A 24,325-nucleotide genomic window follows, 5' to 3' on the forward strand; every position below is an offset into this window, starting at 1 on the left:
CCGACGCTCGATGGGCCGTCCAATTACTGCGGTAATGCACCGACTTGCCCTAGCGTGGGGCCATGTTGTCCCTCGAACCCGCCGGTGCGCTGCTGCTCTGCCGCGCCGAACCGTCCGTCGTCGGGCCCGCCGCCCAGCTGCTGCGCGAGCGGATGCTGCTCACCCGCGCCGGACGGGAGTGGAGCGTCCTCGTGCCCGAGGCGAAGCCGTGGCTGTCCATGGAGGACGGCGGCGGCGAACCCGTCGACCGAGTGCTCGGCGGCTGGGCGGGCGCGCTCGCCGTCGGCGCGACCTGGCCGGTGCTCGCGCTGTGGTGGGACGCCGACCGCAGCGGATTCACGCTGGCCTCCGGGTTTCGCCGCCCCGTGGGCTATGAGTGGCTGGCGAACGGCACCCCGGTCGGCGAGGCCGAGGCCCTGCGTACCTTCGCGGCGCGCCTGGGCCTGGATCCCGTACTCGACCTCCAGGCCCTCGAAGCGCTCGCGAAGCCCGAAACGGGCGACAGCGCGGCCGACGCGCGCGCCCGCATGCTGGGCCTGCTCGCGGTCCTCACCCGCACCGGACTCGCCCTCCCCGCAGGGCTGACCCCCGGCGAACCCGCCGACCGGCTGCGCGAGGTCGCGCGGATCCAGTCGGACGCGCAGCAGGTCAGCTGGTCGGGCTGGCGGGACGCCGTGCACGCCGAGCTCGATGTCGTGGAGGCCACGGGCATCGGCCCCTGGCTGCGCGGCCCCCGGGCGCGGGTGGTCGCAGCCGCCCAGCTCGCGGCCGGGCTGCCGCTCACCGTGCACGGCCTGCGGCGGCGCAGTGGCGGCTGGACCGCCGCCGGGGCGCTGCTCCTGCTGCACGGGGCGCTGGGGTTCGCCTACGCGAGGTTGCGCGCGGGCCGTGACTGATTGCGCGGGGCCGGATGGCGCAGGCCGTCGACCCCACGCCTCGGGGCTCCGCCCCGGACCCCGCTGCTCAATCGCCGCAGGGGCTTGAATGGCGCGCCTGCTCCCCACCGGGGCCGCCCGCCCCGCAGGGGGGGGAAGGCGCGCCTGCTCCCTACCGGAGCCGCCCGCCCCGCAGGGGGGGGGAAGGCGCGCCTGCTCCCTACCGGAGCCGCCCGCCCCGCAGAGGCTTGAATGGTGCGCCTGCTGCCTACCGGGGCCGCCCGCCCCGCAGGGGGGAAGGCCTACTCGTCCTCGTCGTCGTCCTCGTCGTCGAGTCGTGCCAGCCATGTGGCGAGGCGCTCCACCGGGACCTCGAAGTCCGGGTTGAGGTCGACGAAGGTCCGCAGCTGCTCGGCGAGCCACTCGAAGGTGACCTCCTCCTCGCCGCGCCGCTTCTCCAGCTCTTCGATGCCGCGGTCCGTGAAGTACATGGGCTGTTTCTCCTGCGTGCGGGGCCCGCGCGGGCGCGCGGGCGTGGTGTCGACTGCCCACCAAGCCTATGGGGGCGGGCGACCATGAAGCCCGCCCGAGGGGTAGCCCCTGCTCATCCTGGGAAGGACCCTTGTCCCGCAAGGCAGGTCGCGGGGAACGGGAAACGGGGGAGCGGTATGGGGCAGGAAGTGACCAGGGTTGCGCGGATCGCGCTGCCGGACGGGACGCCGGTGTGGGCCCGGATATCCGGTTCGGCGGATGAACTGGGCGTACCCGAAGGGGAGTTGTCGTTCTCCGACACCGGATTCACGGATCGCGTGGAGGCGAGTGTCGAGAGTCTGCACGGGTTGGTGACGGGGGTCGCGCGCTCCCTCGCGCGGCCGCTGCGCGCCGTGCGCCCCGACGAGGTGAGCGTCGAGTTCGGTGTCGAGCTGACGGCGAAGGCGGGCAAGGTCGTAGGACTGCTCGCGGACGGTGAGGCGAAGGCGGGCATCAAGGTCACGCTGACCTGGAACGAAGGGCCGCCCGACCTGGAGAACCCGCAGGACCCCGCCGCCCGCGCGGCGGCCGCCGCACCACCCGCACCGCGCGCGGCCACGGGCGCGTCACCCGGCGCCCCGGCGCACGGGGGAGCCGACCCGACCGTCGCCGGGGCCGGGGCATGACACTCGGACGCGACGGGGGCGCACCGGGCCATCGGGATGCCGCCCTCCTTGCGCTGCGTGAACTCGTCATGGCGTCCACCGTGCGCATTCATCGCGTGCGGGCCGGGTATGCAGCGGACGAACCCGAAAGCTTCGTCGGGAGCGGCTTCTTCGTCGCCCCGAGCTGGGTTCTGACCTGCGCGCATGTGGCTCTCGGCGGGGAAGGGGGCGAGCTGACCGTGGCCTACGAGACCGGTCCCGGCCGCGGCACGTCCCGCGTGCCCGCGGAAGTCGTCGCCACGCTCCCCGAGCGCGTCGAGCAGGCAGCGCCCGGTAAATGGCCCGCCCCCGACCTGGCCCTCGTGCGGCTGCGCGAACCCGTGGACCATGAGTGCGCCTACGTAGCCGAGCGACCTGCCTCGTACTACAACGAAGGGGAGGTCTTCTACGCGGGCTGGACCGTTGTGGACGGACAGGTGTGCCGCCTCGACGGACCGATCGCGGTCAAGGGCACCATCGGCGACTGGTCGTCCGGCGTGCAGCTGCGCCTCGGCGAGAACGACCTGCCGTACGGGATCTCGGGTGGCCCCGTCGTCGATCCGGTGCGCGGCGAGGTCATCGGCGTACTGAAGTCGCGCGCCGACCACGGGCGGGGCGGCACATCCATCGGGATCGAGCAGCTGCGCACGCTGCCGGTGCCGGGGCAGGCGGTGCGGGCCGAGTACGACGACCTGTACCAGGCGGTGTTCCACGCGCACGACCGCTACCACCGGGACCGCCAGCGGCAGTCGGACGGTGGCAGGAAGACCTGGGCCGACGTGCAGAGCAGGCTCGGCGCGCGGCCGGGACGGACCCTCACTCCGGGCGAGCGCGCCCAGTTGCTCGGCCGGCTCGCGGATCTGCCGCCGCCGGTGAGCACGCGCGGTCTGCTCGACATCCTGGTGTCGCTCCCGGAGTACGAACCGGGCACGTCGCTGCCCGCGCCGCGCGGTTGGCGGGACGGCCTCGGGGCCCTCTACGAAGGCGCACACGACGACGGCGTGCGCGGGCTCGTACTCGACTACGCGATGCGGGCGCTGTCCGCCGAGCGCCCCTTCGTCACGCCGGGCACCCAGGACGCCGAGGCGGCCCTGTGGGAGTGGGTGCGGCAGGCCGGTGAGGGGTGTCTGGACGTCGGGCGCAGGCGGCGCATCGAGGCCCAGCGGAGCGAGCGCTTGCAGCGGCGCGGCTCGTCGGACGCCACGACGGCCGACCCGGCCGCCGACCGCGCACCCCGGCCGTCCGCCATGCTCGAACTCGTGGAGCGGGGCTGGGAGCGGGAGTACTGGGACTGGCAGGTGTACGTCGCCCGCCCTGACGGCTCGCGCGACTGCGTGCGGCAGGACGAGCGCACTCCTACGGAGGCGCTGCCCGGGCTGCTCGCCGCGCCGCTCGCGGAAGCGTTCCGCCAGTGCGACGAACCGGGGTGGCCCGCGGTCCTCCAGGTGGCGCTTCCGCACAACCGCCTGGACCTGCCGGTGGACGCCTGGCGGCTGGGACCCGGGGGGCCGCCGCTCGGCGCGCGCGGCCCCGTAGTGCTGCGCTGCGGCGACCGGGACCGGCTCCCCGGGGGCGGCGGATTCGCGGAGTTCGACCGGGCGTCGCCCGAATCGGGCACGGACCGGGTGGACCGCTGGCGCTGGCTGCACGCGCACGCCGCCAGGGCCGAGATCCTCGACTGCGACGGCGGGGTACCGCGGCCGGTCCCGGAGAGCGGCGAGTTGCGCAATCTGTCGCCCGCGTCCGTACCAGTGATGTGCCGCTATGGAGAGCACCGCTACGAGGACGACACCGAGGCGCTCGCCCGGATACTGCTCGGCGGGTTCGGAGTCGCCCTGTGGCGTCGCGGTCAGGCGCGGACCGCGGCGGTGTGCGGCGAGTTCCACCGCGGCGCCTCCGTCATGGTCGCCGACGCGCGCGGTGCGCGGCAACTCCCGGAGCGCGTCCACGAGTTGCGCAGAAAACTCCTGTCGAGCCGCACAGAGGCCTACTGGGCCGACGGGATCGCCCTCTACTACGACGATCCGCACCACGACCTGCCAGGCGCCGATGATCTTCTGGAGGCCCCGTGACATCAGTGTCCCGGCGACCACCCCTCTTACGCGGCCCACGATCCATCGATACCGTGAGGCACGTCCCTTCGACTGCCCCGCTGGACGAGCGACGACGAGGACCGGATCATGACCGAATCCAGTGAGTGGCTCATATACCGCGGCGCCGGCGAACCCCACGACGGGCTCGAGCGGTTGCCCGCGCCACCGCCCTGGCGCGACTTCTCGGGCCGGGACGCCGAGGGCACATCGGGCGGCTCCGAGGACCGCAGGCTCGGCGCGCACCGGCACCTCGCGGAGCTGCACAGGCCCGGTGCCGAAGAGCTCGAAATGATCAACGCGGCGCTCTACTTGCGCCGTCCGCTGCTCGTCACGGGAAGCCCGGGCTCGGGCAAGAGCACCCTCGCGCACTCGGTGGCGTACGAGCTGGGGCTCGGCAACGTACTGCGGTGGTCCATCGTCAGCCGCTCCACACTCCAGGACGGGCTCTACCACTACGACGCGATCGCCCGCCTCCAGGATGTGCAGATCGCGGCGCAGGGCGGGTACGGGTCCGCGGCCGGATCGCCGGGGGCCGTCGAGGGCATCGGGAGTTACATCCGGCTCGGTCCGCTGGGGACCGCGCTGCTGCCGTCGCCGACGCCGCGCGTGCTGCTGATCGACGAGCTCGACAAGAGCGACATCGACCTGCCGAACGACCTGCTGAACGTCCTGGAGGAGGGCGAGTTCGCGATACCCGAACTGGAGCGGGTCGCCGACCGGTTGCCGGACGGCGAGGCGGAGGTGCTCACCGACGACGGCGTGAAGGTGCGCGTCCGCGATGGCCGGGTGCGGTGCAACGCGTTTCCGTTCGTGGTGCTCACCAGCAACGGGGAGCGCGATTTCCCCGCCCCGCTGATGCGCCGCTGCATCCACCTCGAACTCGGCAGGCCCGACCACAACCGGCTCGCCACATTCGTACGCGCCCACCTCGGCGACGCGCTGGCGCGCGAGGGCGACGACCTGATCAACCGCTTCCTGGAGCGCTCCCGCAGCGAACTGCTCGCGACGGACCAGCTGTTGAACGCGATCCACCTCACCGCCGCAACCGGCACCCTCAGCCGCGACCGCCTCGCCGACCAGCTCATCCAGCGACTCGACCGCCCGAGGTGAACCGGTGAAACCCGACGCGACGGCGCGTCAGGGTGTCGGCGAGCCCGCGGAGCCCGGCCGCCCCGCGGGCGACCCCTTCGCCGATCTCATCGCCAGGCTGCGCCGGATCGGGCTCGACCCGGACGCGGAGGACCTGTGCGACGCGCTCTGGCTGGCCCGCCACGCCCGCCCCGCGCACGCCGCGGACCCGGCGGACACCGACCCCGGCGAACGGCCCGCCCGCGAAGGCGCCCGGCCGTCCCCGCTCCCGGCGACCCCGAGCCCCGCGCCCACGGAGCGCGAGCCGGAGCCACCGGCGCCCCAGGCGTATGAGGAGAGCGGCGACCGGCGCGTCGCGCTCTACCCCGTGCCCCGCACCACGTCGGGACCGGGGCGGAGCGGCCGCGCCACGCCGCTGCCGGTCGGCGTCCCGGCCGCGCCCGCGTTCCCCGCACCGCTGGAGCTCCAGCGCGCCCTCAGGCCGTTGCAGGGCTATCGCAGCGCCGCGCCGCCGCTGCGCGCGGTGCTCGACGAGACCGCGACCGCCGAGCGCACCGCACGGGCCGGCGGTCTGGTGCTCCCCGTGTACCGCGCGGTCACCCGGGCCGACGCGCGCCTGCGGCTCGTGATGGACGCCTCCTCGTCGATGCGCGTGTGGGACCGGATGTTCATCGAACTGGAGCAGGTCTTCGGCCAGTTGGGTGCCTTCTGGGACATCCAGGTCAGCTATCTGCACGAGGGCCCCGACGCGCAGGCCGCCGTCAGTCACAGCCCGGAGCTGTACGCGGCGCCCCTGCACTCCACCGACCGGCTCAGCGACCCCTCGGGCCGCCAGATCACCGTCCTCGTCAGCGACTGCGCGGGCCCGCTGTGGCGCAGCGGCCGGGCCCACCGCCTCCTGCACCAACTGGCCAGGCAGGCCCCAGCCGCCGTACTTCAGCCCCTGCCGCAGCGCATGTGGAACCGGACCCGACTGCCCGTCTCGTACGGGGAATTGAGCCGCGGCGAGGCCCTCGGAGGCGCCGCCGCGCTGCGGGTGCGGACGGCGACGGGGCCTTCCGCGCGGGACCGTGCGGGGGCGCTCCCGGTGCCCGTGCTGCCGCCCGAACCGGCGGCGCTCGGCGCCTGGGCACGGCTGCTCTCCGGGGCGGGCGCGGGGCCGGTCGCGGGGGCCGTCGGCTGGGTCAGGGCGGACCAGCGGCCGTCCACGGCGGGGCGGCAGGCGCAGCGTCCCTCGGTGCTCGAACTCGTCAGCCGGTTCCGCTCCACCGCGTCACCGGACGCGGGCCGGCTCGCCGGATTCCTCGCGGCGGCCCCGCTGTGCCTGCCCGTGATGCAGCTGGTGCAGCGGACGATGCTGCCCGGCTCCGGCCCGTCCGAGCTGGCCGAGGTGCTGCTCAGCGGCCTGCTCACGCGTGCCAAGGGGGAGCACGGCACGGACGACGTCCAGTGGTACGAGTTCGCTCCCGGCGTGCAGGAGGCGCTGCTCGGGCCGCTCGGCAGGGACGAGGCGATGCTGGTCCTCAAGCACTGCTCGGAGTACATCGAGGCCCGCTTCGGCAAGGGCGGCCCCAACTTCCCGGCCCTCGCCCTCGCGCAGCTCGGCGACGGCCGCGACGGCGCCGAACGCCCCACCGGCACCGGATACGGGCCGCCGCGCGCCGTCGACGGGGACAACGGCGACGCCGACCTCGTCCCGCAGCCCTTCGCCGAGGTCGCCGCGCGCGTCCTGGAGCGCTTCATGCCGCTGCCCGAACAGTTCGCGCTGTACGGGACCCCGGGCCACGGAGGGCCGTTGGAGACGCGCCCCACCCACCCCGCCGTCGTACGCGCACGCGCGCTGGCCGAGCGGTTCGACAGCGAGGGCATGGTGCAGGCCCTCATCGACGCCGTCCAGCTGCTGCGCGGCGCCACCGAGCACGAGCCGCCCACCGAGCGGGACTTCGAACTGTGGTCCGAGTACGCCCACTGCGTGCTGCGTCTGTGGGAGGTGCAGGGCGGCGCGGACCTGCTGCGCGAGGCGGAGCAGGCGGCCGAGCGCGCGGCCGCCCACCCGCACGCCCTGCGCGAACGCGCCGTCCTCGCGCGCGTACTCAGCACCGCCGCCACCGACCGCAGGCGCCGCGGCGACCGCCAGGGCGCCCTCGAACTGCTGCGCAGGGCCGACCGGGAGTACGCGGTGGCCTGCTCGGCCCCCGACCTGCCGGAGCCGGAGGCACTGCGCCTCACTCTGGAACGCGTCGGCGCACTGGAGGCGCAGTGGCGGCTCGGCGGGGACAGTGCGTTGCTGCAGGGGGCGGTCGGGATGCTGGAGGCGTTCGTGGACACGTGGCCGGATCGCCGGCACCCGCCCGAACTTCCGCTCACCCACGGCCGGATCCTGCTGCGGCTCTCCGGCGTGACGTCGGACGGCGAACAGGCACGCCGGTACGCGCGACAGAGCGCGCGATCGCTGCGGGACGGGCTCGACAGCGATCCGGCGGCCACCGCCCACCTGCCGCGGGTGCGCATCGTCCTCGACCTGGTGGACGCGCTCCTCGCGGCGGGCGGCGCGCTGGACGAGGCGCAGGCGCGCGTCGACGCGACTCTGCCGCTCGCCACCGACCAGGGACTGCGCGCCGGCCTGCTGGTACGCGCCGGACGCATCCGGGTGGCGCACTTCGACGAATCGGGCGACCCCCGCGAACTCCAGGAAGCCGCCGTGCATTTCGGGAGCGCGGCTCAGCGCATGTCCCGGGAGTCACCGGCCCACGCCGACGTGCTCGCCGAATGGGGCGAAGCCCTGCTGCGCCGGGCCGCGCTGGAACCGGTGCTGGTCACGCAGGCCGAGCCCGTCTCCCGCGCCATCCGCGTCCTGCGGGACTGCCGCACCGAGACAGCGGCGGGCAGTCCCAAGCTGGCCGGCCGGCTGCTGCTGCTGGGCCGCGCGCTGATGCTCCGTTACCGCACACGTGCCGACCGTGTCGACCTGCGCGAGGCCGAGCACCTCTTCGGCCTCGCGGCGGCCGGGGCCGACGATCCGCTGCTCGCCGCGCGGTGCCGGCTGGAGCTGGGCCAGGTGCAGTACGAGGTGTACCGGAGCCTCGGCCGGCCCGCCCGCCTCGACGAGGCCGTTGAGGCGTTCCGGTCGGCCGCGGACTGCGCCCGGGAGGCCGAGGAGACCGCGACGACCCACCAACGGCGCCGGGACGCCGTGGAATTGGGTGCGCAGGCGTTGCACTGGCGGGGTATGTCCTATGAGGCGGCGGCCCGCCCGCGGGCCGCCCGTGAGTCCTACCGCGCGGCGCGCGCTCGATGGTCGAAGCTGCCGGAGGGCAGCCTGGCCACAGGCGCGCCGACGGCTTTTGACACGGCGAAACGGCTGGCCGCGCTGGAGTGAGCGGACGGCGTAGGGACGCGAGGGGGACGGTGTGAACGGACACGATGAGCCAGTGGAAGCCGCGGCAGGGCCGGAGCCGGAGGGGCCGCTGCCCGATCTGACGACGCTCGCCCTGAAGGACCTGACGTCCATTCAGCATCCGGTACTGCGTGAGGTGTTGGCGGAACTGCGCGAACGTGCGGGGCATCCCGGCGAGACACTCTGGGGGTGGAACAACTCCTTCAGCTGACGCGCGGTGAGGGCGCCGTGCGGATTCGGTCGCGCGGTTTCGGTCGCGTGGTCAACCGAATCGGACAGTTCGACGGCACGGCGTTTGAGCCCGCCACCGCGACGGTAAGGGGTTCTCTGCCGGGGCGGTCGTGACACGGGCGTACGACATGGGGGTGCAGGTGTGTCCGGACAGACCGCTGCCCAGCCGAGCCCCGAACCGCCGTTCCCGTTCCGGCAGTTCGTCGTCAAGGTCCACGGCCGTTGCAACCTCGCCTGCCGGTACTGCTACCTCTACGAAGGCCCGGACGACACCTGGCGTACACGGCCCGCCGCCGCGTCCCGCGAAGTCCTGGACCGCACCGCGTCCCGTATCGCCGAGCACGCCCGCACCCATGGGCTGACCGCGGTCTCGCTGGTCTTGCACGGCGGAGAGCCGCTGCTGGCCACGGCCGCCGTGCTCGGCCGGTTCGCGGACCAGGTGCGCGAGCGGACGCCCGCCGGATGCGCGGTCCGCGTCACCGTACAGACCAACGCGACCCTGCTGACCGAGGGCCGCATGACGACCCTCGCCCGGCACGACATCAGCGTCGGTATCAGCCTCGACGGCGGCACCGCCGGCCGCAACGCGCTCCGTGTCGACCACGCGGGCCGCCCGTCCTGGCCTGCCGCCGCACGGGGCGCGCGGCTGGTCGCCGACCGCTTCCCGGCGTCCTACGCCGGGATCCTCGCGGTCGTGGACCCCGCGCAGGACCCCGTGGCGACGTACGAATCCCTGCTCACCCTGCGCCCGCCCGCCCTGGATCTGCTGCTTCCGCACGGCAACTGGTCGAACCCGCCGCCGCTCTGGGACCCGACGGACGCGGTCTACGGGGACTGGCTGTGCGCCGTCTTCGACCGCTGGTGGGAGGCCGGACACCGGGCGACACGCATCCGCCTCTTCGAGGAGTGCATCGCGCTGCTGTGCGGCCTCCCCGCGGCCACGGAGTCGCTGGGGCTCGCCCCCTTCGACGCCGTGGTCGTCGAGACGGACGGCTCGATCGAGCAGGTGGACTCCCTGAAGTCCGCCTACGAGGGCGCGTCCGCGACCGGCCTCGACGTCTTCCGGCACGACTTCGACGAAGCCCTCGGCCACCCGGGGGTGATCGCCCGGCAGTCGGCCGCGACGGCGCTGGCCGCGCGGTGCTTGGCCTGCCCCTTGCTGACGGTCTGCGGAGGCGGTCACTACGCCCACCGCTATCGGGTGGGCAGCGGGTTCCGCAACCCGTCCGTGTACTGCGCGGACCTGCAGCGGTTCATCCACCACGTGGCCGCGCGGGTCGCTGCGCCGCCCGCTGCCGCAGTCCCGGTCTCCCCCGGAAGGAGCACCCCGTGACGCTCTCGGAGATCCCGGACCGGGCCCTCGACGAACTCGGCAGGACCGAAGGAGGGCCGGACACCCTTGCGCTCCTCGTGCGCGACCAGGACTCTCGGCGCCTGCTGCTGCTCCGTGCACTGCTCGACGCGGCCGAAGCGGCCGACCCGATGCTGTGCTCCCCGGCGCAGAAGGCGCGGTTGAAGGACGACTGGGCGCTGCTGACCACGACAGAGGGGCCGGTGCGGGTGCCCGGACAGCCGCCCGCGTTCCCCGCCAGGGACCGGCTCCACTACCCGCTCACCGGCCCCTGGGCCCTGCGCTGCCTGCGCGGCCTCGACCGGCCCGCCGGAGCTCCCGGTCCGGGCGAGGCGCGCCAACTGGCCGCTGCCCTCGACCACTTCAGCGCCCTCGCCGTGGCATCCGCCGCCCGCGCCGGAAACCCCCTCACGGCGCGGCTGACCGCTCATGGCGGAACGCTCGCCCTCCCGTCCCTCGGTCGCCTGCGCACAGTCGGGGCCGGCGACGTACGGGTCGAAGTTCGGGTGAAAGACGGTCGGTTGACGCTGCGTCAGGACGGGGCGGACGACGTCACCGTCTGCCTGCAGGCCGGGTTCGGGGCGTGGTCGGGGACGCGCGCGTGGACGCCCGCGCACGCGCTTCCCGGGCTGACCCCGGAGGCCGCTCCCATGCCTCTGGACGACCTCGACCCGTACCGCGCGGGCCCCGAGCCCCGGCACCGCACCCAGAGCGGCCCGACGGCGCTGGACGACGCGGAGCGCAAGCGCTGGCTGACGGCCTGGTCGGGCACCGCCGGCGCCCTGTGCGCGGGCGGTGAACGTCGGCTGGCGGAGGCTCTGACGCTCATGCGCTGCCTGGTGCCCTTGGAGATGCCCCCGGGCGCGGAGGGTCGAGGGGGATGCAGCGCCACCCGGCGGGAGGCGTTCGGCGCGCTGTTCACCAGCACCCCGCCCTCGTCGGCCGCCTTCGCGGCGACGGTCGTCCACGAACTCCAGCACGCGAAGCTGGCCGCGCTGAGCGACACCCTGGTGCTCCATCAGGACGACGGTGTGCCAAGGCACTTCGCGCCGTGGCGCCCCGACCCACGCCCGTACGACGGCCTCCTGCAGGGCGCCTACGCGCATCTGGCGCTGGCGGACTTCTTCCAGCGTTGGGCGCTCACCGGGCCCTCCCGCAGGGAATCCGCATGGACCCAGTACAGCCGCTACCGGTCCCAGGTGGGGGCCGTGCTGCCGGTGCTCGTCGGATCGCCGTCCCTGACCGGCCGGGGACGCCGGTTCGTCGACCAGATGGTCGTCGCCCACGAACGGATGGCCGAGCATCCCGCGCCACGCGGCCATACGGCACGCGCGGAGGCGTACGTAGGTGCCGTCCGGGACCTGTGGAGGCAGCGGCAGTCCTCGACCGTCCGGCCGAATGAGTGAAGATGTCGGACGAGGGGTGTTCCGCTGCGCGAAGATCCTGGAACCAAGGCGTAGTTGGCGGTGTGACACTTACCAGCATCGCGCCGAGGTTCTACGATTTTTTTGCGACTACGCGCAGGAGGCCGCTGCATGCCTGGAACTCGTAAGCCGGTCGGCTCGACCGTGGGAGAAGCCGAGAGGCGGACGGTCACGGTCAGCTTCGCCGGGTTCAACCGTGCTTGGGCAGCCTGGATCGGGGACCGCTTGGAGCGGCGCGGCGTTCGAGTGGTGTACCAGCGCTGGGAGACCCCGGCCGAGACCCCGCTCGTCGACCTGCTGCGCGACCTGAGCCTGGCGGAGGGCCGGATTCTCATCATCGTCAGTGAGTGGTACTTCCAACTCGGCCCGCGCACGCACGAGGAGTGGAACGCCGCGCTGCGCGAGGTCGTCGCGCCCGACCCGTCCCGCTTCGCGGCTGTCTCCCTGACCACGGCCGCGGTGCCGTCCGCCGCCCCCGTGCTCGGCGCGGTCGGACTGATCAACCTGGGGGCGGAGGAAGCCGAGCGACGTCTGCTCGAACGGCTCGACCTGCCGACCGACCCGCTGCCCGCAGCCGCCGACGGCGCGCGGCGCGGCCCCCGGTTCCCGGCCACGATGCCCGAGGTGTGGGGCGGCGTGCCGCGGCGCAACACCCGGTTCACCGGCCGCGAGCCCCTCCTCAACGAGGCGTACCACCGGCTGACTTCGGCCGAACCGGGCGCGGGGGTGCTCACCCTCCACGGCATGTCGGGCGTGGGCAAGACACAGCTCGCCGCCGAGTACGTCTACCGCTTCGGCTCCGAGTACGACGTCGTCTGGTGGGTCAACGCGGAGAAGCGCGTCACCTACCGCCGCGGCCTCGCCGAACTCGCACCCAAGCTCGGTCTGCAGACCGGCCAGGAGTACGGCGAGCGGCTGCGCGCGGTCCGGGACTCACTGCGCCGGGGCGATCCGTACGCCCGGTGGCTACTGATCCTCGACGGCGCGGACGAGCCCGACCAGATCTGGGATCTGGTGCCGACGGGCCCCGGCCAGGTGATCATCACCTCCCGCAACCCGGAGTGGAGCGAGCACAACAGCATGCTGCTCGACGTGCCGGTCTACCAGCGCGAGGAATCGGTGGCGTTCATCAGGCGCCGGGCGCCCCGGCTGAAGGAGCGAGAGGCGAACCGGCTCGCGGAGGCCCTGGAGGACCTGCCGCTGCTGCTCGACCAGACGGCCGGCTGGCTGAACGACTCGGACCTCTCGGTCGAGGAGTACATCGGCCTCCTCGATGGCGGCGTCGACCAGGATGTCGTCAAGGTCTCGGCGGACTTCCCCGTCGCCTTCCAGACCGCCTGGTCGATACTGCTGAACAAGCTCCGCGACACCGTCCCCGAGTCCGTCGACCTGCTGCGCCTGTGCACGTTCTTCGCGCCCGGGTTCATCCCCGTACGGCTGCTGAAGGAGATGCCGAGCGACGACCTGCCCGAACAGGTCGCGGGACTGCTGAACGATCCGTTGCTGTGGAACAAGGCGGTCAACCAGCTGCGCCAGTACTCCGTGGTCCGCCTCGAATCCCACGAGACGGGGGCGGACGAGACGACGTCCTCCGGAGAGTCCCTGTATCTGCACCGCATGGTGCACCAGATCGTGCACGCCGACATGCCGGAGTCGGACCGGCGCGAGTTCAACGACGTGGTGCGAAGGGCGCTGGCCGCCGCGGACCCGCGCAGGCCGAGCGACACCCGCCTGTGGCCCGGCTACGCGGAGATCGCGCCGCACCTGAAGTACGCGGACGTGCTGGAGACCACGGATTCCGGCGTGCAGCGCCTGGTGCTCAACTGCCTGCGCTACATGTACTTCTCCGGCGAGTACACGGCCGGGATCAAGCTGGGCGAGCGGGCCATGAAGGCATGGCGGGCGCTGCTGGGCGAAACCCATCCGCGGATCTGGGAGCTGTCGTTCCACTACGTCAACCTGCTGCGCGCCGCCGGTGAGTACGCGCGCACGGAGGTCCTCAACCGCGCCGCTGTCGAGCATCTGCGTCAGGAGCGCGGCGCGGACGACCTGGAGCACCTGCGCGCCGCCAGCGGGCTCGCCGCCGACCTGCGCGGACTCGGCCGCTACGACGAGGCCCTCGAACTGTGCCGGTGGGTCCTGACGGCGTACCAGGGCCTCCTCGGCGACCAGGACTCGCGCACGCTGAACGCGCAGAACAACGTGGCAGTCACCCTGCGCCTGCTCGGCGTCTACTCCGAGGCCCTCGACATCGACCGCCAGGTCCTGGAGTCACGGCGGACCCTGCTGAAGGGGCGCCACCCCTGGACCCTCGACTCCCAGATCTCCTACGCCATCGATCTGCGGCTGACCGGCCGCTACGACGAGGCCGAGTCGAACCAGCTGCAGAGCCTGCGCGAGAACCGGCTCGTGATGGGGGAGAGCAACCCGCAGACACTCAAGGCCGAGTACAACCTGGCGCTGTGCCAGTACCGCAAGGGCGAGCGCGTCAAGGCGGGGAAGGTGCTCGCGAGCGTACTGGAGCGCGGCGAGCGTGTGATGGGCGAGACCCACCCGTGGACCCTCGTCTTCGCCTGCGCCCAGAGCTGCTTCGCCCGCGAGGACGGGGACATCGACGAGGCGAGGGAGCTCAGCGAGGCCATCATCTCCCGCTACGAGGTCACGCTCGCCGAGAGCCACCCCTTCGTCGCGGGCGTCCGTGCCAACCACGCCCTGATCCTGCGCAACGTGGGGGAGCGGGAGCACGCGCACGACCTCATCGAGCGGGCCCTCGCCGACATGACCGCCGCGGTGGGTGAGAACCACCCCTGGACGCTGGGCTGCGCCGTCAACGCCTCGGCGCTGCGCAACCTCGTCGGTGACACCGAATCCGCGGCCGAGCTCAGCAACGCGACGGTCACCCGCGCCATCGAGGCGCTGGGCCGCACCCACCCCCTCAGCCTGTCCGCGCGCATCGCGTTCGCGGCCGACCTCCGCGGCCTGCGGGAACGTCGGCAGGCGGAGAAGACCGAGCAGGAGGCCCTCTCGGACCTGGAGTCGACGCTCGGCAAGCAGCACGTGCACACGATCTCGGCCCGCGCCCGCAACCGCCCCCACTGGGATTTCGAACCCCAGACGACCTGAGCACAACCGAGCACGCACGCCAAAAGGCCCGGCCCCCGGAGAAGGGGGCCGGGCCTTCCGGCGTGCTCGTCGCGGTGTCGAGACCTACGCCTCGAACACCTCACGCACCAACTGCTCCTGCTCCGCCTGGTGCCGCTTGGCCGAGCCGACCGCCGGGGACGAGCCGTGCGGCCGCGAGATGCGGCGCAGACGCTCGGCGCCCGGGATGTCGGCGCCGACGGCCAGGTCCAGGTGGTCGATCAGGTTGAGCGCGATGAACGGCCAGGCACCCTGGTTCGCCGGCTCCTCCTGCGCCCAGAGGTACTTCTCGGCGTTCGGGAACTTGGCGATCTCGGCCTGGAGCTCGGCACCCGGCAGCGGGAACAGGCGCTCCACGCGGATGATCGCGGTGTCGGTGACGCCGCTCTTCTTCCGCTCTGCCTCGAGGTCGTAGTACAGCTTGCCCGCCACGAAGACGACCTTCTTGATCGCCTTCGGGTCCGTCGCACCCGAGTCGACCTCGGTGTCGCCGATGACCGGACGGAAGCCGCCCGTCGTGAACTCGTCCACCTTCGACGCGGCGGCCTTGAGGCGCAGCATCGACTTCGGCGTGAAGACCACCAGCGGCTTGTGGTGCGGGTTGTGCACCTGCCACCGCAGGAGGTGGAAGTAGTTGGACGGGAGGGTCGGCATGGCGACCGTCATGTTGTTCTGAGCGCAGAGCTGGAGGAAGCGCTCCACGCGCGCGGACGAGTGGTCCGGGCCCTGGCCCTCGTAGCCGTGAGGGAGGAGGAGGGTGACGCCGGACGTCTGGCCCCACTTCTGCTCGGCGGCCGAGATGTACTCGTCGACGATGGTCTGCGCGCCGTTGACGAAGTCACCGAACTGCGCTTCCCACAGGACGAGGGACTCGGGGCGCGCCAGCGAGTAGCCGTACTCGAAGCCCATGACCGCGTACTCGGAGAGCAGCGAGTCGTAGACGTTGTAGCGGGCCTGCTCCGGCGACAGGTAGAGGAGCGGGGTGAAGTCCTCGCCCGTCTTGTTGTCGATGAGGACCGCGTGGCGCTGGCCGAAGGTGCCGCGGCGCGAGTCCTGGCCCGACAGCCGGACCGGCGTGCCCTCCAGGAGCAGCGAGCCGAGGGCGAGGGTCTCGCCCATGCCCCAGTCGATCGTCCCGTCCTCGATCATCGACGCGCGGCGCTGCAGCTGCGGCAGCAGACGCGGGTGCACCGTGACGTTGTCCGGGATGTTCACCTGGGACTCGGCGATGCGCTTGACGACCTCCTGGGAGATCGCCGTCTGCACGGCCACCGGGAACTCGGCCTGCGGGTCCGGGACCTCGGCCGCGGCCGGGTGCGAGACGGCCTCGCGGACCTCGGTGAAGACCTTCTCCAGCTGGCCCTGGAAGTCCTGAAGCGCCTGCTCGGCCTCTTCCAGGGTGATGTCGCCGCGACCGATGAGGGACTCGGTGTAGAGCTTGCGCACCGAGCGCTTCTTGTCGATCAGGTCGTACATCAGCGGCTGCGTGAACGCCGGGTTGTCCGACTCGTTGTGACCGCGGCGGCGGTAGCAGATGAGGTCGATGACGACGTCCTTGTTGAACGCCTGGCGGAATTCGAACGCGAGGCGTGCGACGCGGACGACGGCCTCGGGGTCGTCGCCGTTCACGTGGAAGATCGGGGCCTCGATCATCCGCGCCACGTCCGTCGCGTACATCGACGAACGCGACGACTCCGGGGCGGCGGTGAAGCCGACCTGGTTGTTGATGACGATGTGGACCGTGCCGCCCGTGCGGTAGCCGCGCAGCTGCGACATGTTGAGCGTCTCGGCGACCACACCCTGGCCCGCGAAGGCCGCGTCACCGTGCAGGGCGACGGGCAGGACCGTGAAGTCCGTGCCGCCCTTGTTGATGATGTCCTGCTTGGCGCGGACGATGCCCTCGATGACCGGGTCGACCGTCTCCAGGTGGGACGGGTTGGCGGCCAGCGAGACGTTGATCTGCTCGCCGTCCAGGCCGGTGAAGGTGCCCTGGGCGCCCAGGTGGTACTTCACGTCGCCGGAGCCGTGCATCGACTTCGGGTCGAGGTTGCCCTCGAACTCCCGGAAGATCTGCGCGTACGACTTGCCGACGATGTTCGCCAGGACGTTCAGCCGGCCGCGGTGGGCCATGCCGATGACGACCTCGTCCAGACGGTTCTCGGCGGCGGAGTCGATGACCGCGTCGAGCAGCGGGATGACGGACTCGCCGCCCTCCAGGGAGAACCGCTTCTGACCGACGTACTTGGTCTGCAGGAAGGTCTCGAAGGCCTCCGCCGAGTTCAGCCGGCGCAGGATGCGCAGCTGCTCCTCGCGCTCCGGCTTGGCGTGGCCGCGCTCGACCCGGTCCTGCAGCCACTTGCGCTGCTTCGGGTCCTGGATGTGCATGAACTCGATGCCGGTGGTGCGGCAGTACGACTCACGCAGGACGCCGAGGATGTCGCGCAGCTTCATCATCGACTTGCCGGCGAAGCCGCCGACGGCGAACTCGCGCTCCAGGTCCCACAGCGTGAGCCCGTGCTCGGTGATGTCCAGGTCGGGGTGCTTGCGCTGCTGGTACTCCAGCGGGTCGGTGTCGGCCATGACGTGGCCGCGGACCCGGTAGGAGTGGATCAGCTCGAAGACGCGGGCGGCCTTGGTGACGTCGTCGTCGTGCGAGGCGTCGATGTCCTTGAGCCAGCGGACCGGCTCGTAGGGGATCCGCAGGGCCTTGAAGATCTCGTCGTAGAACTCGGACTCGCCGAGGAGCAGGTTCGCGACGACGCGCAGGAACTCGCCGGAGGCGGCGCCCTGGATGACCCGGTGGTCGTAGGTCGACGTGAGCGTCATGACCTTCGAGATGCCGAGCTTGTTGAGGGTGTCCTGGCTCGTGCCCTGGAACTCCGCCGGGTAGTCCATGGAGCCGACGCCCATGATGACCGACTGCCCGGGCATCAGGCGCGGGACCGAGTGGACGGTGCCGAGGCCGCCGGGGTTGGTCAGGGAGACCGTGACACCGGCGAAGTCGTCCATGCCGAGCTTGCCGTCACGGGCGCGCCGGACGATGTCCTCGTAGGCCTGCCAGAACTCGAAGAAGTTCAGCGTCTCGGCCTTCTTGATGCCCGCGACGACCAGCTGGCGGTCGCCGTTCGGCTTCACGAGGTCGATGGCCAGACCGAAGTTGATGTGCTCCGGCTTGACCAGCGTCGGCTTGCCGTCCTTCTCCGCGAAGGAGTAGTTCATCGACGGCATGGCCTTGATGGCCTGCACCATGGCGTACCCGATGAGGTGCGTGAAGGAGATCTTCCCGCCGCGGGCGCGCTTCAGGTGGTTGTTGATGACGATGCGGTTGTCGAACAGCAGCTTCACCGGGACCGCGCGCACGGACGTCGCCGTGGGGACCTCGATGGACTTGTTCATGTTCTTCGCGACGGCGGCGGCGGGGCCGCGCAGCGTCACGAGCTCGGGGCCGGTGGGGGCCTCGGTCGTCACTTCTTCAGCCTTCTTCGGTACGGGGGTGGCGGCAGCAGCCGGCTTCGGCGCGGTGGGCGCGGCCGGAGCGGCGGGCTCCGCGGGAGCGGCGGCAGCCTGTGCGGGAGCTGCGGCTGCGGCGGGCTTCGCGGGCGCGGCGGGTGCCTGCGCTGCGGGGGCGGCCGGAGCCGCTGGCTTCTCGGCCGGCTTCGGGGTCGTCGCGGCCCCCGCGGCCGCGGCACCTGGCTTGTAGTCGGCGAAGAAGTCCCACCAGGCTCGGTCAACCGAATTCGGGTCCTGGAGGTACTGCTGATAGATCTCGTCGACGAGCCACTCGTTGGGTCCGAACGCGGACGCAGGGTTTTTACCCTGCCCTGCTTGGTCGGTCTCGGTGGAGATGCTCGAGTTACTGGGGGACTGTGGCGACACGGCGTGAACCGCCCTCTTCCGCTTCTCACAAGGTGATGGACAGCGGGAATAAAGGCTACGCCTCCATCGGCGGGAGTTGCAGACCGGGCCGGTCATCCGTCACGTAAGTCACATCGGAAGTTGCGTTTCGGGCCGGGAAATGGCGGGAAACAACCGGGGTTTCGGTACGTTCGGATGCGCGCCCGGCGTGTTCGTGTGTGCCCGGCGCGCTCTTGACCCTTGCCTGACCGAAACCCTACGTCAACTTTGCGTTCCGGGCTCTCCCGGAAGGGTGACCTTGATCCGGCAGCCCCGAGCGGATTCGGCCACCCGGATCTGCCCGCCGTGCAGTTCCACGGCCCAGCGGGCGATGGCGAGGCCGAGGCCCGTGCCGCCGTCGCCCTTGTCGCCCGTGGCTGCGCCTTGGTTGAAGCGCTCGAAGACCTTGTGCCACTCGGACTGCGGGATGCCGGGGCCCTCGTCGAGCACCTCGAGTTCGAGGGACTCCGGGTAGGGGCCGCGGCGGGCGCTCACGGTGACGCGGCCGTGCTGCGGCGAGTGCTTCACCGCGTTGTCGATGAGGTTCGCGACGACCTGGTGGATGCGCTCCGGGTCCGCGTTCGCCGTCAGCTCGGGCGGCGAGACGTCGAGGTGCAGATGGACGTCCGTACGCGTATGGGTGCCGGAGCCCGAGGCGAGGCCCGCGCGCTGGGAGACCGCCATGTTGGCCTCCTTCAGAACGCCCGACAGATACGGCCAGACCTCGAAGCGGCGCGACTTCAGCGGCACGACACCGTTGTCCAGGCGGGACAGGTCGAGCAGCGTGTCGACGAGACGGCCGAGCCGCTCCGTCTGCTTGAGCGCCGTGCGCATCGTCTCGGGGTCGGCGGCCATGACGCCGTCGACGACGTTCTCCAGGACCGCGCGCAGGCCCGCGATGGGCGTGCGCAGCTCGTGCGAGACATTGGCCACGAGCTCTTTGCGCTGCTGGTCCTGGGCCGCCAGCTCGTCGGCCATACGGTTGATGGTGACCGCGAGGTCACCGATCTCGTCCCGCCGGCCCGCGCCGCGCACCCGGCGCGAGTAGTCGCCGTTGGAGATGAACCGGGCGACCGTGTTCATCTCGTCGAGCGGAGCCGTCAGCGAGTGCGCCACGAACTGCGTGATCAGCAGCGTGGCGATGATCGAGAACACCGTGATGAAGCGCAGCTCCGTCGCCGTGTACATCGCCACCATGAGCAGGCCCGTGGTGATGAAGACGGAGACGACGACGAGCGTGCCGAGCTTCGCCTTCACGGAGAAGGGGCGCAGACCGCCGGACGCCCACTGAGGGTTGAACGGCGGCCGGTGCGGCCGCCCGCCCGGTACCAGGTTCCGGTCCCCACCGTTCACGGGTTCGGCGTCTCCAGCGCGTAGCCCACGCCGTGCACGGTACGAATGCGCTCCGCGCCGATCTTCCGGCGCAGCGCCTTGATGTGGCTGTCGACCGTGCGGGTGCCCGAGGCGTCCGCCCAGTCCCACACCTCGGCGAGCAGCTGCTCACGGGAGAGGACCGCGCGCGGCGTGTTCGCCAGGCACACGAGAAGGTCGAACTCGGTGGGAGTGAGGTGTACGTCCTCGCTCCTGACCCGCACGCGGCGCTGCGCGTGGTCGACCTCCAGCTCGCCGAGCCGCAGGATGCCGCTGCGCGGCGTCGTGGCCGCGAGCGCCGCCCGCTCGACACGGCGCAGTAGCACGTGCACGCGCGCCGCCAGTTCCCGCATGGAGAACGGTTTGGTCATGTAGTCGTCGGCACCGACGCCGAGCCCCACCAACATGTCCGTCTCATCGTCGCGCGCCGTGAGCATCATGACCGGCACAGGCCGCTGGGCCTGAACGCGCCGGCAGACTTCGAGCCCGTCGAACCCGGGCAGCATGATGTCAAGGATCAGCAGGTCGGGCTGCCAGGCCTCGGCCGTGTCCACCGCCGCCGGACCGTCCTGCGCGGTTTGCACGAGGAATCCCTCGGCGCGCAGTCGGGCGGCGATGGCATCGACGATGGTCGGATCGTCCTCGACGACAAGGACCCGTCGCTGGGCTCCCTGAGTCGTCGTGGTGGTGTTGTGGGAGGTGTGTGTCTGCTCCATCGCCCCGCCCCTGAGTGCGCGCCGTCGTGACGCGCTTGACGCTTGAATGATCGGGTTTCGGACGTCAGCGTACGGGGAGTTACCGCCGGTCGGCTACGTGGGCCTCAGTGCGAGGTGCACCACGTCAGGGACGCCCCGGACAACCGGGATCTCTTCGGTGCGCACCGCCTGGAATCCGGCATTCCGCAAGGTTTCTTCGAAATTTGCTGACGGCTGTGCGGACCATACGGCGAGAACACCACCCGGGTCGAGTCGGTCCTTGCAGGCGGCCAGGCCGGAGGGTCCGTAAAGGGTGTGGTTGTCCTCGGTGACGGTCCAGTCGGGACCGTTGTCGATGTCGAGGCAGAGCGCGTCGTAGGTGTCCGTGGCCGTGTGCAGATGCCGTACGAGGTCGGCCTCGACGATTTCCGTACGGGGGTCGGCGAGGGCCTCGGCGGAGAGCTCGCGCAGCGGGCCGTTCCGATGCCAGTCGATGATCGCGGGCTCCCGCTCGACGACCGTGATGCCGCCCCAGCGCGGGTCGGCGGCCGCGTGCGCGAGGGAGAAGCCGACGCCGAGGCCGCCGATGAGGACGTGCGGCTTCTCGCGGGCGTCGGGGGCGGCTCGGGCGGCTCGGGCCGAGAGCGCCGAGTCGACGAGGCGCCGTTCGGAGCGGCCGTCGGAGGTGTCCATCAAAAACGTGCCGTTGGCGATGATCTGGAGCAGGTCGCCGTGACGGCGCAGGACCACCTCACCGAAGGGGCCTTCGCGGCGATCGAGGACGACGGGTGGAGCGGGGTCGTGCAGGGTCGTCATGACCGCCATTGTGGCCGACGAGGTGGGCGGCCCGCGGGGAGTTTCTGTGGCTCACGTCTCACATGGCACGCGTCACAGAGGGTGACTCATTCAAGCCCCGCCGGCGATTGAGGCGCGGGGTCCGGGGCGGAGCCCCGTGGCGTGGGGCCGGTCGACCGCTCCCAGTCGCGATCGCTGACAGCGAACGCTCCTGCCGGAACATCTCGGCGCCGCCGAGCATTGAGTCCATGTAACTCAACTTGACTGCCAAAGGGGAGATCATGGCATCGACGTCCACACCGCTCACCCTGCCCGTGCTGCCGCTCGACGACGAGGTCGTGCTGCCCGGAATGGTGGTGCCCCTGGACCTCAGCGACACCGACGTACGAGCCGCGGTGGAGGCCGCACAGGCCGCCGCGCGTACTGGACCGAGCAAGCCGAAGGTGCTGCTTGTTCCACGCGTCGACGGGACGTACGCGAACACCGGCGTGCTCGGCACCGTCGAGCAGGTCGGCCGCCTCGCCGACGGCGACCCCGGCGCCCTGATCCGCGGCGTCGGCCGCGTGCGCATCGGCGCCGGCACGACCGGGCCCGGCGCCGCCCTGTGGGTGGAGGGCCTGACCGTGGAAGAGGAGGTACCCGACCCGCTGCCGGGTGCGGTGACCGAACTCGTCAAGGAGTACAAGGCGCTCGCCACGAACTGGCTGAAGAAGCGCGGCGCCTGGCAGGTCGTGGACCGCGTCCAGGCCATCGACGACGTGTCCGCGCTCGCCGACAACTCCGGTTACTCCCCGTTCCTCACCACCGCCCAGAAGGTCGAGCTGCTCGAAACGGCCGACCCGGTGGAGCGCCTGAAGCTCGCGACCGGGCACCTGCGCGACCACCTCGCCGAGCAGGACGTCGCCGAGTCCATCGCCAAGGACGTCCAGGAAGGCGTCGACAAGCAGCAGCGAGAGTTCCTGCTGCGGCGCCAGCTCGACGCCGTCCGCAAGGAACTGCGCGAGATGAACGGAGAGAAGGACGACGGCGAGGAGTCCGACGACTACCGGACGCGCGTGGAGGCCGCCGACCTCCCGGAGCCGGTGCGTGAGGCCGCGCTCAAGGAGGTCGAGAAGCTGGAGCGGGCGAGCGACCAGTCGCCCGAGGGCTCCTGGATCCGCACCTGGCTGGACACCGTCCTCGAACTTCCGTGGAACGAGCGGACCGAGGACGAGTACGACATCCAGGGCGCCCGCACCGTCCTCGACGCCGAGCATGCGGGTCTGGACGACGTGAAGGAGCGGATCACCGAGTACCTGGCCGTGCGCAAGCGCCGCGCGGACCGCGGCCTCGGCGTGGTCGGCGGGCGGCGTGGCGGCGCCGTGCTCGCGCTCGTCGGTCCGCCCGGCGTCGGCAAGACCTCGCTCGGCGAGTCCGTCGCGCACGCGATGGGCCGAAAGTTCGTCCGCGTCGCCCTCGGCGGCGTACGGGACGAGGCCGAGATCCGCGGCCACCGGCGTACGTACGTGGGTGCGCTGCCCGGCCGCATCGTGCGCGCCATCAAGGAGGCCGGGTCGATGAACCCGGTGGTCCTCCTCGACGAGGTCGACAAGGTGGGCTCCGACTTCCGCGGCGACCCAGCCGCGGCGCTGCTCGAAGTGCTCGACCCGGCGCAGAACCACACCTTCAGGGACCACTACCTGGAAGTCGAACTCGACCTGAGCGATGTCGTGTTCCTCGCGACGGCGAACGTCCTGGAAGCCATTCCTGAGGCGCTCCTCGACCGTATGGAGCTGGTCCGGCTCGACGGCTACACCGAGGACGAGAAGGTCGTCATCGCCCGCGACCACCTGATGCCGCGCCAGCTGGACCGCGCGGGGCTCGCGGCCGACGAGGTCACCATCGACGACGACGCGCTGCGCAAGCTCGCCGGTGAGTACACGCGGGAGGCGGGCGTACGCAACCTGGAGCGGTCCGTGACGCGCGTGCTGCGGAAGGTGGCCGCGCAGCACGAACTGGGTGAGCGGGAGCTGCCGTTCACGGTTGGCGAGAGTGACCTGCGTGGGTTGATCGGGCGGCCGCACCACGTGCCCGAGTCGGCGCAGGATCCTGCCGAGCGGCGCACGTCCGTGCCGGGCGTGGCGACGGGGCTCGCGGTCACCGGGGCGGGCGGCGACGTGCTCTTCGTGGAGGCGTCCCTCGCCGACCCGGAGACGGGCGCGTCGGGTCTGACCCTGACTGGTCAGCTGGGTGACGTGATGAAGGAAAGCGCGCAGATCGCGCTCTCCTTCCTGCGCTCGCACGGCGCCGAACTGGAGCTGCCCGTCGCCGACCTGAAGGAGCGCGGCGCGCACATCCACTTCCCGGCGGGCGCCGTGCCCAAGGACGGGCCGAGCGCCGGCGTCACGATGACGACGGCGCTGGCGTCCCTGCTGAGCGGGCGGCTCGTCCGTACGGATGTGGCGATGACCGGTGAGGTGTCGCTGACCGGGCGGGTGCTGCCGATCGGTGGCCTCAAGCAGAAGCTGCTGGCCGCGCATCGGGCCGGGATCACGACTGTCGTCATCCCGAAGCGGAATGAGGCGGATCTGGACGATGTACCTGCGGAGGTGCTGGAGAAGTTGGAGGTGCACCCGGTGAACGATGTGCGGCAGGTTCTTGAGCTGGCGCTTGCGCCTGCCTCGGCGGATGTGTCGGTGCCGATCGCCGCTTGAGCCGCACCGGGGTTGAGGACGCGGGGCTCTGCCCCGGACCCCGCGCCTCAATCGCCGGCGGGGCTGGAAAAGATCGGGGCTGTGCCCAGGGCCCCGCTGTC

Annotated in this window: 15 protein-coding genes; 10 read left to right on the forward strand and 5 right to left on the reverse strand. The window is 71.8% G+C overall.

Annotation, left to right across the window (positions count from 1 at the left end):
• Positions 1-62: 62 nt before the first annotated feature.
• A complete protein-coding gene (locus tag ACWD2L_RS22110) occupies positions 63-896 on the forward strand; it encodes a hypothetical protein (RefSeq protein WP_351342135.1) in 834 nt (277 codons plus the stop codon).
• 281 nt (positions 897-1,177) lie between these two features.
• Here the strand turns inward: ACWD2L_RS22110 and ACWD2L_RS22115 are convergent, their stop codons facing one another.
• On the reverse strand, positions 1,178-1,366 hold the full coding sequence (locus ACWD2L_RS22115; protein ID WP_351336564.1) for a DUF6104 family protein: 189 nt from the start codon (positions 1,364-1,366) through the stop codon (positions 1,178-1,180).
• 177 nt (positions 1,367-1,543) lie between these two features.
• Here ACWD2L_RS22115 and ACWD2L_RS22120 point away from each other — a divergent pair, with 177 nt between their 5' ends.
• The 8 genes from ACWD2L_RS22120 (at position 1,544) to fxsT (ending at position 14,758) form a co-directional block, all read left to right on the forward strand.
• Positions 1,544-2,032: a CU044_2847 family protein gene (locus ACWD2L_RS22120; RefSeq protein WP_351336566.1), complete on the forward strand. Its 489-nt coding sequence runs from the start codon at positions 1,544-1,546 to the stop codon at positions 2,030-2,032.
• A complete protein-coding gene (locus ACWD2L_RS22125; protein ID WP_351336569.1) occupies positions 2,029-4,122 on the forward strand; it encodes a VMAP-C domain-containing protein in 2,094 nt (697 codons plus the stop codon). Before ACWD2L_RS22120 ends, ACWD2L_RS22125 begins: the two co-directional genes overlap by 4 nt.
• 108 nt (positions 4,123-4,230) lie before the next feature.
• The gene (locus ACWD2L_RS22130) at positions 4,231-5,253 is read left to right on the forward strand and encodes an AAA family ATPase (protein ID WP_351336571.1); all 1,023 of its coding nucleotides are present in this window, start codon (positions 4,231-4,233) and stop codon (positions 5,251-5,253) included.
• 4 nt (positions 5,254-5,257) lie between these two features.
• Entirely contained in the window at positions 5,258-8,611 is a 3,354-nt protein-coding gene (locus ACWD2L_RS22135; RefSeq protein WP_351336574.1) for an SAV_2336 N-terminal domain-related protein, read from the forward strand.
• Positions 8,612-8,642: 31 nt separating this feature from the next.
• Positions 8,643-8,840: an FxSxx-COOH cyclophane-containing RiPP peptide gene (fxsA, locus tag ACWD2L_RS22140; RefSeq protein ID WP_451190613.1), complete on the forward strand. Its 198-nt coding sequence runs from the start codon at positions 8,643-8,645 to the stop codon at positions 8,838-8,840.
• A 162-nt stretch (positions 8,841-9,002) separates the two neighbouring features.
• Positions 9,003-10,193 carry an FxsB family cyclophane-forming radical SAM/SPASM peptide maturase gene (locus ACWD2L_RS22145; RefSeq protein WP_351336579.1) on the forward strand — a complete coding sequence of 397 codons (1,191 nt, stop codon included), beginning with the start codon at positions 9,003-9,005 and terminating at the stop codon, positions 10,191-10,193.
• The gene (locus ACWD2L_RS22150; protein ID WP_351336581.1) at positions 10,190-11,617 is read left to right on the forward strand and encodes an aKG-HExxH-type peptide beta-hydroxylase; all 1,428 of its coding nucleotides are present in this window, start codon (positions 10,190-10,192) and stop codon (positions 11,615-11,617) included. The genes ACWD2L_RS22145 and ACWD2L_RS22150 overlap by 4 nt, the downstream gene beginning before the upstream one ends.
• Before the next feature lie 129 nt (positions 11,618-11,746).
• Positions 11,747-14,758: an FxSxx-COOH system tetratricopeptide repeat protein gene (fxsT, locus tag ACWD2L_RS22155; RefSeq protein WP_351336584.1), complete on the forward strand. Its 3,012-nt coding sequence runs from the start codon at positions 11,747-11,749 to the stop codon at positions 14,756-14,758.
• A gap of 84 nt (positions 14,759-14,842) precedes the next feature.
• Here fxsT and ACWD2L_RS22160 read toward each other — a convergent pair whose 3' ends face one another.
• From ACWD2L_RS22160 to ACWD2L_RS22175, 4 genes are all read right to left on the reverse strand, one after another.
• Positions 14,843-18,652: a multifunctional oxoglutarate decarboxylase/oxoglutarate dehydrogenase thiamine pyrophosphate-binding subunit/dihydrolipoyllysine-residue succinyltransferase subunit gene (locus tag ACWD2L_RS22160; protein ID WP_351336587.1), complete on the reverse strand. Its 3,810-nt coding sequence runs from the start codon at positions 18,650-18,652 to the stop codon at positions 14,843-14,845.
• A 240-nt stretch (positions 18,653-18,892) separates the two neighbouring features.
• Entirely contained in the window at positions 18,893-20,002 is a 1,110-nt protein-coding gene (locus ACWD2L_RS22165) for a HAMP domain-containing sensor histidine kinase (protein WP_451190664.1), read from the reverse strand.
• A 17-nt stretch (positions 20,003-20,019) separates the two neighbouring features.
• Positions 20,020-20,757: a response regulator transcription factor gene (locus tag ACWD2L_RS22170; RefSeq protein WP_351336590.1), complete on the reverse strand. Its 738-nt coding sequence runs from the start codon at positions 20,755-20,757 to the stop codon at positions 20,020-20,022.
• Between the two features lie 93 nt (positions 20,758-20,850).
• The gene (locus ACWD2L_RS22175; RefSeq protein WP_351336592.1) at positions 20,851-21,552 is read right to left on the reverse strand and encodes a spermidine synthase family protein; all 702 of its coding nucleotides are present in this window, start codon (positions 21,550-21,552) and stop codon (positions 20,851-20,853) included.
• Positions 21,553-21,812: 260 nt separating this feature from the next.
• Between ACWD2L_RS22175 and lon the strand changes: the two genes are divergently transcribed.
• Positions 21,813-24,224 (forward strand): endopeptidase La, encoded by a 2,412-nt coding sequence (gene lon, locus ACWD2L_RS22180; RefSeq protein ID WP_351336595.1) that lies wholly within the window; start codon positions 21,813-21,815, stop codon positions 24,222-24,224.
• The last annotated feature ends 101 nt before the right edge of the window (positions 24,225-24,325 follow it).

Source organism: Streptomyces sp. NPDC002754, assembly GCF_053592315.1.